The sequence below is a fragment of the Pseudomonas sp. P7759 genome (genome assembly GCF_013386445.1).
Lineage (GTDB): Bacteria > Pseudomonadota > Gammaproteobacteria > Pseudomonadales > Pseudomonadaceae > Aquipseudomonas > Aquipseudomonas azotoformans_A.
On record NZ_JACART010000021.1, the window covers coordinates 198506 to 211068 of the forward strand.

At 59.9% G+C, this 12563-nt stretch carries 9 protein-coding genes; 3 read left to right on the top strand and 6 right to left on the bottom strand.

From position 1 onward, the window contains the following. Nucleotides 1-28: 28 nt before the first annotated feature. Entirely contained in the window at nucleotides 29-226 is a 198-nt protein-coding gene (locus tag HX823_RS32030; protein WP_016978665.1) for a PA3496 family putative envelope integrity protein, read from the top strand. Here HX823_RS32030 and HX823_RS18440 read toward each other — a convergent pair. Further along, complete coding sequence (locus HX823_RS18440; RefSeq protein ID WP_033897252.1) at nucleotides 156-1130, bottom strand: LysR family transcriptional regulator; 975 nt, start codon at nucleotides 1128-1130, stop codon at nucleotides 156-158. The two genes, HX823_RS32030 and HX823_RS18440, sit on opposite strands and share 71 nt — an antisense overlap. A gap of 196 nt (nucleotides 1131-1326) precedes the next feature. On the opposite strand from HX823_RS18440, the gene HX823_RS18445 reads away from it, so the two are divergent. Next, nucleotides 1327-2742 carry an acetyl-CoA carboxylase biotin carboxylase subunit gene (locus HX823_RS18445; RefSeq protein ID WP_049710865.1) on the top strand — a complete coding sequence of 472 codons (1416 nt, stop codon included), beginning with the start codon at nucleotides 1327-1329 and terminating at the stop codon, nucleotides 2740-2742. Between the two features lie 11 nt (nucleotides 2743-2753). Continuing rightward, on the top strand, nucleotides 2754-4562 hold the full coding sequence (gene oadA / locus HX823_RS18450; protein ID WP_038845482.1) for a sodium-extruding oxaloacetate decarboxylase subunit alpha: 1809 nt from the start codon (nucleotides 2754-2756) through the stop codon (nucleotides 4560-4562). A gap of 71 nt (nucleotides 4563-4633) precedes the next feature. Here oadA and HX823_RS18455 read toward each other — a convergent pair whose 3' ends face one another. From HX823_RS18455 to HX823_RS18475, 5 genes are all read right to left on the bottom strand, one after another. Further along, nucleotides 4634-5917 (bottom strand): autotransporter domain-containing protein, encoded by a 1284-nt coding sequence (locus tag HX823_RS18455; RefSeq protein ID WP_177075884.1) that lies wholly within the window; start codon nucleotides 5915-5917, stop codon nucleotides 4634-4636. A 234-nt stretch (nucleotides 5918-6151) separates the two neighbouring features. Next, entirely contained in the window at nucleotides 6152-10642 is a 4491-nt protein-coding gene (locus tag HX823_RS18460) for a dermonecrotic toxin domain-containing protein (protein ID WP_177075886.1), read from the bottom strand. Nucleotides 10643-10722: 80 nt separating this feature from the next. After that, nucleotides 10723-11403 (bottom strand): GNAT family N-acetyltransferase, encoded by a 681-nt coding sequence (locus HX823_RS18465; protein WP_177075888.1) that lies wholly within the window; start codon nucleotides 11401-11403, stop codon nucleotides 10723-10725. A 10-nt stretch (nucleotides 11404-11413) separates the two neighbouring features. Further along, nucleotides 11414-11860 (bottom strand): GNAT family N-acetyltransferase, encoded by a 447-nt coding sequence (locus tag HX823_RS18470; protein ID WP_177075890.1) that lies wholly within the window; start codon nucleotides 11858-11860, stop codon nucleotides 11414-11416. Further along, the gene (locus HX823_RS18475; RefSeq protein WP_177075892.1) at nucleotides 11857-12495 is read right to left on the bottom strand and encodes an FMN-binding negative transcriptional regulator; all 639 of its coding nucleotides are present in this window, start codon (nucleotides 12493-12495) and stop codon (nucleotides 11857-11859) included. Before HX823_RS18475 ends, HX823_RS18470 begins: the two co-directional genes overlap by 4 nt. Nucleotides 12496-12563 lie beyond the last annotated feature (68 nt).

Sequence of the window (12563 nt, forward strand, 5' to 3'; positions counted from 1 at the left end):
TCCCCGTACTCGCATTGGGAGACTCCAAATGGCCCGGCCCTACGAAGACAGCAACAGCTCCGTCAAAACCCGTCGTCAGCAGGAAGACCAACGCCGCATGGCGTTCCGTCGCGCAATCGAAGACCGTTGCGAGGAGCGCCAATTGCTCCAGAGCATCAGTGACTACCCGGAACTCCACTGGCAGGCACCCGCGGCTGCCCAGCGAAACGCTCAGCCAACGCGCTGATCTGCACCCGTTCGCTGCGGATAAAGCCCAGGAACGCATGGGCCACCGGTGACAGGCGCTTGGCTTTGGCCTGCACCAGGCACCAACTGCGGTACAGCGGCAGCTCTTCCACCGGCAGCTCCTTGAGCCCGCCGGTGGCCAGTTCCATGTTGACCGCGTGACGTGTCAGCAGTGCCACGCCCAACCCCGCGCAGACACACTCGCGCTGCGCCTCGGCCGAGGCCACTTCCACCGTCTGGGTGAAGTGCACGCGTTTTTCCTTGAAATACTCTTCGCACGCCAGTCGCGTACCGGAACCCGGTTCGCGCAGCAGCAGCGTGTAGGGTTCCAGGTCCTGCAGCCGCAGCGGCCCTTGCAGGCTCAGCGGGTGATCGGGCGGTGCCACCGCGACGATCGGATTGTTGAGGAATGGCAGGAATTCCAGGCCCATGTCCTGAGGCACCATGGACATGATCACCAAGTCATCGCGGTTGTCCGAAAGCCGGCGAATCACCTGGGCGCGGTTCACCACCGTGAGATGTAACTGCACCTCGGGATGTTGGCGCTTGAAGGCGGCAAACAGGTGTGGAACGAAGTATTTAGCGCTGGATTCAATCGCCAGCTTCAACTGGCCTTGCAGCGAACCCTGCATGTCCGACAGCTGCATATCGAGGTTTTCCAGGCGCCCGAAGATATCGCGACTGGCGCGCTGTAGGGCTTCGGCGGCTTCGGTCATATAGAGCTTTTTGCCGACATAATCGAACAGCGGTTGGCCGATCAGCTCTTCCAGCTGGCGAATTTGTAGGCTAACGGCCGGTTGTGTGAGGGACATTTCCTCGGCGGCACGGCTGTAGGAGCGCAAATCGCACACTTCATTGAAGATTTGTAATTGACGCAATGTCATACGCATCAATGACTTACGCATTTTTTGGCACGCTCCCCGAAACCTGATGGCTTCAACTATAAGTCTTTACTTATGCACGACCCAATAATTATTGATTTTTGTTAATCCCTCGGCGGGCTTAGTGTGTGTCTCGCGACTGTCATGAAACATTTGGTCACGCGCCGACCCGGATCCAGCGGGTCGAAGAACGCAGCAATCGGCTCAAGGGAATTTCCAAGTGATAAAAAAGATCCTGATCGCCAACCGTGGTGAAATTGCCGTACGAATCGTGCGTGCCTGCGCCGAGATGGGCATTCGCTCGGTCGCGGTCTACTCCGACGCCGACCGTCACGCGTTGCACGTCAAACGTGCCGACGAAGCCCACAGCATTGGTGCCGAGCCCCTGGCCGGTTACCTGAACCCGCGCAAGCTGGTGAACCTGGCGGTGGAAACGGGTTGTGATGCGTTGCACCCCGGCTACGGCTTCCTGTCGGAAAACGCCGAACTGGCGGACATCTGCGCCGAACGTGGGATCAAATTCATCGGCCCGTCCGCTGAAGTGATCCGCCGCATGGGCGACAAGACCGAAGCGCGCCGCAGCATGATCAAGGCCGGCGTGCCGGTCACCCCCGGCACCGAAGGCAACGTCGCCGACATTGCCGAGGCCCTCACCGAAGGCGACCGCATTGGTTACCCGGTGATGCTCAAGGCCACCTCCGGTGGCGGCGGTCGCGGTATCCGCCGTTGCAACAGCCGCGAAGAACTCGAACAAGCCTTCCCCCGCGTCATCTCCGAAGCCACCAAGGCCTTCGGTTCGGCGGAAGTGTTCCTGGAAAAATGCATCGTCAATCCCAAGCACATCGAGGCACAGATCCTCGGTGACAGCTTTGGCAACGTGGTGCACCTGTTCGAGCGCGATTGCTCGATCCAGCGTCGTAACCAGAAGCTCATCGAAATCGCTCCAAGCCCGCAACTGACGCCGGAACAGCGCGCCTACATCGGCGACCTGTCAGTGCGCGCCGCCAAGGCGGTGGGCTACGAGAACGCCGGCACCGTGGAGTTCCTGCTCGCCGAGGGCGAGGTGTACTTCATGGAGATGAACACCCGGGTGCAGGTGGAACACACCATCACCGAAGAAATCACCGGGATCGACATCGTCCGTGAGCAGATCCGCATCGCCTCGGGCCTGCCGCTGTCGGTGAAACAGGAAGACATCCAGCACCGTGGTTTCGCGTTGCAGTTCCGCATCAACGCCGAAGACCCGAAGAACAACTTCCTCCCAAGCTTCGGCAAGATCACCCGTTACTACGCACCCGGCGGCCCCGGCGTGCGCACCGACACGGCGATCTACACCGGCTACACCATCCCGCCGTTCTACGACTCCATGTGCCTGAAACTGGTGGTGTGGGCGTTGACCTGGGAAGAAGCCATGGACCGCGGCCTGCGCGCCCTGGACGACATGCGCCTGCAAGGCGTGAAGACCACCGCCGCCTATTACCAGGAAATCCTGCGCAACCCGGAATTCCGCAGCGGCCAGTTCAACACCAGCTTCGTTGAAGCCCACCCTGAGCTGACCAACTACTCGATCAAGCGCAAACCCGAAGAGCTGGCCCTGGCCATCGCCGCCGCCATCGCCGCCCACGCAGGCCTGTGAGGAATACAACAATGTCCAAGAAAATCTTTGTCACCGACACCATCCTGCGCGACGCCCACCAATCGCTGCTGGCGACTCGCATGCGCACCGACGACATGCTGCCGATCTGCGACAAGCTCGACAAAGTCGGCTACTGGTCCCTGGAAGTCTGGGGCGGCGCGACCTTCGACGCCTGCGTACGCTTCCTCAAAGAAGACCCGTGGGAGCGCCTGCGCAAGCTGCGCGCCGCGTTGCCCAACACGCGCCTGCAAATGCTGCTGCGTGGTCAGAACCTGCTGGGCTACCGCCACTACAGCGACGACGTGGTCAGGGCATTCGTGGCCAAGGCTGCCGTCAACGGTATCGACGTGTTCCGTATCTTCGATGCCATGAATGACGTGCGTAACCTGCGCGTGGCTATCGAAGCGGTAAAAGCTGCCGGTAAACATGCCCAAGGCACCATCGCCTACACCACCAGCCCGGTACACACCGTCGAAGCCTTCGTGGCCCAGGCCAAGCAACTGGAAGCCATGGGTTGCGACTCGATCGCAATCAAGGACATGGCCGGTCTGCTGACGCCGTACGCCACCGGCGAACTGGTCAAGGCGCTGAAAGCCGAGCAGACGCTGCCGATCTTCATCCACTCCCATGACACCGCTGGTTTGGCCGCGATGTGCCAACTCAAGGCCATCGAAAACGGTGCCGACCACATCGACACCGCCATTTCCAGCTTCGCCTGGGGCACCAGCCACCCAGGGACCGAGTCGATGGTCGCTGCCCTTAAAGGCAGCGAGTTCGACACCGGCCTGAGCCTGGAACTGCTGCAGGAAATCGGCCTGTACTTCTACGCCGTGCGTAAGAAATACCACCAGTTCGAAAGCGAATTCACCGCTGTCGACACCCGTGTGCAAGTCAATCAGGTGCCGGGCGGGATGATTTCCAACCTGGCCAACCAGTTGAAAGAGCAGGGCGCCCTCAACCGTATGAGCGAAGTGCTGGCCGAAATCCCGCGCGTGCGTGAAGACCTCGGCTTCCCACCGCTGGTGACGCCGACCTCGCAGATTGTCGGCACCCAGGCGTTCTTCAACGTGCTGGCCGGCGAGCGCTACAAGACCATCACCAACGAAGTGAAGCTCTACCTGCAAGGCGGCTACGGCAAGGCGCCGGGCACCGTGAACGAGAAACTGCGTCGCCAGGCCATCGGCAGCGAAGAAGTGATCGACGTGCGCCCGGCTGATTTGCTCAAGCCGGAAATGACCAAGCTGCGCGGCGAAATCGGTGCGTTGGCCAAGTCCGAAGAAGACGTGCTGACCTACGCCATGTTCCCGGACATCGGGCGCAAGTTCCTCGAAGAACGCGATGCCGGCACCCTGGCGCCGGAAGTGTTGCTGCCCATCCCAGAAGCCGGCGGCGTGGCCCGTGCCGGTGGTGAAGGCGTGCCGACCGAGTTCGTCATCGACGTGCACGGCGAAAGCTACCGTGTGGACATCACCGGTGTCGGCGTGAAGGCGGAAGGCAAGCGTCACTTCTACCTGTCCATCGACGGCATGCCGGAAGAAGTGGTGTTCGAACCGCTCAACGAGTTTGTCAGCGGTGGCAGCAGCAACCGCAAGCACGCCACTGCGCCGGGTCATGTCAGCACTGCCATGCCGGGCAACATCGTCGACGTGCTGGTCAAGGAAGGCGACGTGGTCAAGGCCGGCCAAGCCGTGCTGATCACCGAAGCCATGAAGATGGAAACCGAAGTGCAGGCAGCCATTGCCGGCAAGGTGACCGCCGTTCATGTGGCTAAAGGCGACCGGGTCAACCCTGGCGAGATCCTGATTGAAATCGAAGGCTGATCCAGCCTTCGAGGTGACCGTTTAATCCTCGGGGGGGCAGGTGCTCCCCTTTTTTTTCGCCTGTGATTTGATCAGAACTGCATCCGCCACTGGCCTATCAGGCCCTGGTTGCTGCTGTTGGAACCGTTTTCTGCGCTGTAGGCCAGGCCGACGATGTGGTTTGTCGAGAGCGCCAGATCGAGTCCGGCCTGCAGGCTCAGGGTGTTGCGATCGAGGGACGCGCCCTGAATTGTGAAGCCGTCAATGCCGCGCTGGCGAAAGGACTGGCGCACTTGGCTGTCGACGTCGCCATAAAGGTGTTTCCAGCTTGTACTCAAATGGGGCGTCAGGCTCATCTGGTTATCGAAGCGGTACACCGTAGCCAGGCGCAGGCCAAAGGTGCTGCTCAGGTTCTGCTGGGTTTGCGCCTCGACGTTCAGCGCGGCGGGGCCGCCTTGTTCCTTGAAGCTTTCACGGCTGTAGCGTTGGTAGCCGAGGCCGGCAAACGGTTCGACGCTGAAGCTGTCATTGCCCAGTTGATAGCCCGCTTCGCCGAAAACATTCTGACTGTTGGCGTTGTAGCGGCCCTTGAGCGTGTCCTTGTAATCCAGGATCTCGATTCCGCGCAGGTTCTTTCCGGCATGGCTGCTGTAGATCGCCCCCAGGCGCAGCGCCAATGGCCCGTCCTGGCGCACCGCATAACCGCCCAGGTGCCAGCTGTCCAGGTCTGCGCTGAAGCGCTGCGTGTCGAAGCGACTAGTGGATTTTGCCCCCAGCACGCCGACGCGCCAGGCGTGGTCGACCGACCAATCTGCACCCATCAGAATGCCCTGGTTGGCAGTATTCAGGCCGGCAGTGCCGCGTTGGCTATTGAGGCCACCTTCGCTGCCGAGGTTTTTCACCCAGAAGTGGCTGTCAGTGTTGGTGGGCAATTCACGCAGGGTCGACAGCACTCGGTTGCTCAATTGCTGGGTGGTGCTTTGGGTGGCCGCCGCCAGGTTGGCGTTCTGGCTGCCGGCCAGTTGCTCAAGCGCCGCGCCGAATGCGCCGGGTTTCTGCGCGAGTTCGGCGTTGAGTTTTTCCAGGGCCTTGATCTGCTCGGAACTCAGCTTCCCTGACTCCAGCAGGCGAGTCAGTGCGGGCTCCAGCACATTCGCCACCTGCAAGCCGTTGTAGGAGGTGGCTTGCCGAGTGAAATGGCCATCGATGGGAACGCCTTCAGTCTCGGGTAAATAGGACCACTCATCATCAAGCGCGTCGTAGGGTTGATACCAATACGGCATGTACTCGATGTCGCCTCTGGCTTGGGCGAGTGGAAGGCTGGTGGCAACGGCAAGGCTGATATAGAGCGCGATTCTGCGGGGTGCTATGGGCATGACTTCCCGACCTCTTATGGATGAGGCCGGGAATTTATCGAGCTGGCGGGGGGATAACTGTCAGGTCATTGGCCCGTGATTTGCGGGAGTGGTCGTTGTTGGAGGAAGAAATAAAGCTCAGCTTAAAATACGGATATGCATTTTATTGCGTTTATACGTCAGCCTTAAACGCGGTGTTGCGTCCTTTCGGCTTGCAGATGGGGGTGGTTAAGGTGCGCCGAAATTGACTGACTCTCATCGGCGCCGCTCTTCAAGCCGCAAAAAAGCAGCAAGCGCGACTGGATCGCTGAGCTTGCGTAGAAGATTATCCAGCGCGGTTCGGGTATTGAGCGTTGACTGTTTATCGGCTGACAGTTGCCTCAGGTAGGTTTCGTCGACTTTAAGATGGGCCGCTGTGAACAGATTGGCCGGTGTCTTGAGGGTGGGGTAGTGAAAGTGCGCCAGCCATAACGGCTGGTCGCTGTTGGCTGAATCAAGAATGAAGTACTCCTGGAAGTAGTCGTTGAACTGTGTGGTCTTGATTCTGCCCGCTTGACTGCGCGTGACCCGGACCTGATCGTTCTCCAGCAGCCATAGAAAGTAGCCTTGTTGGGGTTTGCGCAGCTTGAGCAGCGTGGCTCTGATGTGGATGCCCTCTCGGCGCAATCGGGCTGCGCCGTCACGCAGCTCTCCACTCAGGCTGGCGACCGGGAGGGCGTTGCCTGCCTGCTTGGCCAGCGCGTGCAGCGGTTCGAATGTCTGGAGCGTCTGCTCCATCTTCAATGCTTGCTGATCGAGGATGTCCTGCATGTCTGCCGGTATCCGAAATGGCTTCAGAGCGCTCCTTTTCGTCTCGCTGATAAAACCGTCCAGCTCCCCGGTCAGTTGGAGCCCTTGGCTGGTGATGTCGATATAGTCGTTCGTGGGTTTTGGTGCCTGTTTCTTCAACGGCGGGATCAGCGTCAAAGGCGCCTGTTTGGGCACATCCTGCGGTTCTTTGGGCTGATCCCGCGGACGCTTTTTGATGACCCTGGCTTTTATGTGCGGCCTGGACGTCGAGGGCTTGGCAGGTGCGCGCGCTGAAGGGGCGGCCTGCTGAAGCCGGGTGCCGATATTGCTCTGGGCCAATAGAAGAAATTCGTTGACGACGCTTTTCAGGTCCGCAAGGGCATGGAGGTTGACGCGTTCTGGAAACTCGTCGGGTAGTTCCTCTATTCGATTGCGCACACTCTGGAATGCCTCGACCATGTCACTCAGGGTTTCCAACTGAGCCTCTTGGGGGTCGTCCTTTAACAGTTGCGTCATGTTTCTACTGGCCGCTGTAGCGCGCTCCACTACCGCGTAGACGGCATTGCGCGCCTGGGCCATGTCTTGAGCGGCTTGCTCACTTATACACAGTTCGGCGGCGCTGGCGATTTCGTTGGTTTTCAGTTCCCAGCGGGTGTGAAATCGCTCCGAAATTCCGATTTGCCGGGCGTCCATGGCACCGGCCGAGCCCATGCCGGACAGTGCGTGTTTAGCGCCCGCCAGAGCGTTGAGTTTGGTGTCTATTTGCCGGCCCATTTCCACCGCCAGGTGGATGTCTGCCGAGAGTTGCTGGCGAGTGGTCACGTCGTCGGATTCGCGGTTTTTGAGGAGGCGCTCAACGGCGGTGTTATAGGCGACATGTTTGAATGCGGTCCAGGTCATCAGGTAGGTGTTGAAGCTTTTGTACAGCCGGAGCAGCTTGTCTTCATACCCGAGGGTGCCGCCTGCACTCCTCCACTGATCGAGCAGCTTCAACGACGCCTCGCGATTGTCGATCAGCTCCTGGGCCTTGGACAAACTCTGTTCCAACAGGGTCTGCGTGGTAGGGGACTTGAGCAGCGTATGCATCTCGCCTTTCAGGACTTTTTCATGTTGCTCCAGCGCTTCCCGTTGTTGCTCCAGTGGCAGGAGTTTTTGCGCCCTGAGCATCCGCGAGGCCTTCAACTTGCTTTTCAAGCTCTCGTTGCTGCGCAGCAGGCGCAGGTCGGTGTTGATGCGCCAGGTTCCCATCGACGTCTTGGCCAGGCAGGGACCGGTAAGCGCAGGGTTGTGCGGGTCGAGAATGTGAATATTGGCAGCTTCATCACCCACCACCTGGAACCAGCGCTGATCCACTTGGGCAAAGGTGTTTTGCCCCACGTCGTAGAGCGGCGGGCGTTGTTGGGGCTGGGCATAGTCGCGCAGGTCGGGGGCCTCGACCTTGAACGCGTCCAGGTAGCTACCCCACTGCGTCGGCGTGCGGCGCGGCACGGTGCCTTCGACCGCCAATATCGAGAACTGGTGGTGGGGCAACGCGCGGCTGTCTGAAGCAAGGGCACGTAGCTGCGGCGGCGCAGGCAAAGGGGGGCTGGAACCACGAAGGCCTGCAGATTGGGCTTTGCCCCTGCGCAGTGGCCCGGCCTTGTGGGTGATCACGATGGCCAATGCCATCAGCACGTCGCCCAAGCGCTGCCATTTGATCAAACCATTGCTTTGCGCCGGCGTATCGAGCACTTGCTGGAGTTGATTGAAGATTTGCCAGACCCACACCGCCGTGGCGACGTAGCCATTCAGGAAGCTTGAAGCGGCATTGAAGATGGCCCACGCGCTGTCTTCCAGCAATGCCCAGCGCCGCTCTGCGTTGGACAGCGACTCACGATCCGCCAGCTGCGCCATGGCCTTCGCGTTGGCCGCAAACAACGCGGCAAAAATATCCCCGGTCAGCTCAGTTTTGGAAAACACAGGGGTGCCACCCCATTCAAATAGCTTCAACGGTGTATTCGCCAGTTGTGAAATCAGGAAGGCTGAGGTCAGACCGGTTGGGAACACGTAATGGGCGTAGTTGAAGCTCAAACTCCGGTTCGGCAGCCACGCCAGAATGGAGTCTCTGATCTCGCCGGGCTGGTGCAACTCATACTTGAGGTTTTGCAGGGAAGGGAACTGTATCAATGGGTTTTCGAGCAACGGGCGATACAACAGGCACGGGCCGTGTTGTAGCGAGCGGGGGCCGATAATGTAGATGTTGAGGACCTCATCGAAAGTCTGGCTGATGCGAAGGCTGGGGCGTATCGACAAGGGGCAGATAACGATAGGGTCTGGCGTGTTGGGCGTTGGGGTGACCAGCTCATTGATGAAGCGACAGCCCTGCTCGTCGACATTGCCGGTGTGGGTGAGTTTGCATTCCAGCGCCAGCAGTGGCAGCAGCGATCGCAATTGCTGGATGTAAAACCGTTGTTGCCGTGGGGCTTCGAGTGGGTCGTCAATCAGTTTGTCTTGAATGAGTTTTGGATACACCTGGCCGATGTCGACCTGTTCTGAAATTTTCGTCAAGTAGTTGTCCGTGAGCCAGTCAGGCACAGTTCGCCCGCTTTTGAAGCTCACGGTTGCGAGGTACGGCGGCGTGTTGCTGAGGGCATACTCGCCCAGGGTCTGCGGGTAGCTTTCCAGTGGATTAGCCAGGGTGAAAGGCCCCACCGCGAGACTTTCCGTGCGGATGATCTGTATCTCATCGAGTGGCAGTGTGTCGACGCCAGGGTGGTTGTCGGCAAGGATGGCGTTGCGCATTTTCTCCTGAGCGAAGGCTTTGATGGGTTGCAGCTGGAACAGGTCGGCGGGCACGTCGTTGTACAGCGTGCTCAGGTCCAGCATGTGCTGGCTGTAGTCGCTCAAATCGTGCGGTGAGGCATTGAGCAGCCAGTGGGGGATTGCACCGTCTAGCATGTTCAGGCGTTTTGCATCCGGGTTGAGCTCCAAAGGCTCTGTGGTATTGGAGGGTGGCTGCGGTTGAGGCGCAGTGCTCACCAGGTTGTTGAAACTATCGGTGTCGATCGCGGTGAGCTGGGTGGCGATGAGGGCCCAGGCCATGTGATCGAAAAAATGACCCTCAGGTTCGACCAGGCGCATGGTCAAGGGCAGGGCGCTCATTGCAGCGCTGAGCCTGGACTGCGCAGCGGTCGCCAAGTCTTGAAAAGAGGGGAAGGTTTCATAACCGTATTCGAGGGTGTACATCATCAGGATGTCGGTGTGTTTGAAGGTGCCTTGCACGATGGCTGTGCCCGCCAGCATGAGATGTTTCAGGTTTTTATCGTTGGGGCTGTCAATGTCGAGCAAACACACCTGGATGTTCGTCAGGTCGGGCCGGTGTCTAAATCGTTGCTGCTTGTCGGGGTACATCGAGATCCCCCGCGCGATGTCGCAGTGATCGGCATTCCAGCCCTCGACCTCCTGGATATTCAGCGCGGCGGCGAGCCCGTCAGCCAGTTCTTGCCAGCGTGGCAGGCCAGCCCCTGTGGCGTTCCAGAACGCCAATTGCTGCTCTTTGAAGGCGACAAAAAACACCGACGCCAACTCATTGAGCAGTGTGGCGATCTGCTCGATGTCCACCGGCAATTGAATCGGCTCGGACGCTGAGGGCTGTTGAGTGAGGAAGTGCTCGCCCTGTAAATAGTTGGCCTTGGTGTTTTCCAGGGCCAGCCGCACCAGGACGTGGGTCAGGGGCGTGTAATGGATATCGACACATGTCAGTTCGTTGTCGACGAATGTCCAGATGGGGGTGCCCACCACGGTTCGGTCGAGGTCTGGGTTCAGGTCGGGGTAGAGGATGCTCAGTTCGCTGCGCAGCAGGAGGGAGGCCACTTCATTGCTGGTCGGCCCATCCTCGGTCAGGCGGGTGAGCAGGGCTTTTTCCAACAGCGGCTTTGGGCTTGGCAGCGAGGGCGCTGCAGAGGTTTTGGCATTCATGCGTTTCTCCATGGTCAGGACGGTGCGAGGCGCCGTTGCATGGAGAACCTAAGGCAAAGCCTGTGTAGGGCCGGTGGTAGTTAGATAGGCGCGGTGCGACACTCCAGCAGCGTCTTCAACTGGCGATCACCGTTCAGGTTGTCTGGCAACAACCAGGCTTCAAATCCTGCCCCAATTGGTGGCCATTCCGAGTCGATGATCGAATACCACGCCGTGTCCCGGTTCTTGCCCTTCACCACCATGTGCTGGCGGAACACACCCTCGAAACTGAACCCCAGGCGCTCGGCCGCGTACTTGGAGCGAGCGTTGCCGTTGTTGCACTTCCACTCCAGGCGACGATAACCCTGGTCGAACGCATGCTTGGCCAGCAAGTACACTGCCTCGGTGCTTTTCGGTGAGCGTTGCATCGGTGCGCCGAAGGTGACGTGGCCGATTTCGATACGGCCCTGGGCGGGAACGACAGACATCAGGCTGAGGATGCCTTGGGCCTGGCCGGTCGCGCGGTCGATCACGCTGAAAAAGTACGGGTCACTGTGGGTTGCGTGGTTGTTCAGCCAGTCATTGAACGCGCGGCGCTCGGGGAAGGGGCCGTAAGGCAAGTAGTCCCACAGCTTGGGGTCGGCGCCGGGGCCCTGGAGAGCCTGGAACAGGTCATCAGCATGGCGCGTCGGGTCGAGTTTTTCCAGGCGGATAAAGCGCCCTTCAAGCAGTTGCACGGTCGGCGCCGGGACGCCTTTCCAGTCGGCGAGGGAAGTGGACATGCTGTGCTCCTTAAAGACCTTTGCGAAATTGGATGAAGCCCGGGCGTTCGGCGATGCGTTCGTACAGCTGGATCGCAGTGGCGTTGGTCTCGTGGGTCAGCCAGTGGACCTTGCAGCAACCGTCGGCCTTGGCAGTGGCGTAGACGAACTCGATCAGCTTGCGGCCCACGCCAGTGCCGCGTTGGCTCGGGTCTACCAGCAGATCCTGCAGGTAGCAGGAATTTTCGATGCTCCAGTTGGAGCGGTGGTAGATGAAGTTGACCATGCCCACCGCCTTGCCATCCTGCCACGCCAGCGCCGAATGGGTCGGCTCATGGGCGTCAATCAGGCGCTGCCAGGTGCTTTGGCTGACCGCGTCCGGCAGCTCGGTGTTGTAGAACTTAAGGTACGCCTGCCACAGCGGCAACCACGCGGCGTGGTCGTCGGCGGTGACCTGGCGGATATCGATCGGGCTCATTCTGGGACTCCTTGGGGAATAAAGCGGGCGAGGGTCTGGTCGCGTACGTCCTGGCTGGCAGCCAATCCTTCGCGGACACCGGCCATGTCGGCCGGGCTGCGGTTCTGGCTGAGTTTGCGTTTGCCGATCAGGCGCTCGATCGGCAGGGCAAACCCGACAATCGCCTTGAGCATGCCGTCAATGTAGTCGGCCGGCGCGTCGCTGACTTTCCAAGGCTGGTCACGCCCGCCTTCATGGCGGTCGGTCAGTGCGGTGACCACGCCCAGCAGGCGCTCGGCATCGCTGAACACCTCTGCCTTGCCGTAGGCATGCACGGCGATGTAGTTCCAGGTGGGCACGACTTTGCCGTGTTCGGCCTTGGCCGGGTAAAACGCCGGGCTGATGTAAGCCTCGGCACCGGCAAAGATCACCAGGGCTTCGCCGCCGTTTTGCAGGTCCTTCCACTGTGGATTGGCCTTGGCCAGGTGCCCGTAGAGCGTGCCGTGGGCGCCTTCATCGGGATTGAGCAGCAGCGGCAAGTGGCTGGCCAGCAGGCCTTGCTCACCCACCGTCACCAGCTGCGCCAGGCGGGTGTGCTGGATCAGTTGCTGTAATTCGGGCAAATCTTCAAGGGCAAAGGCGCGGGGTGTGTACATGGAAATATTCCTTGGCGAATGCCTGCATCCTAGGCAGGCTAATGGTCTGTTGTAAGAGCCATCTAACG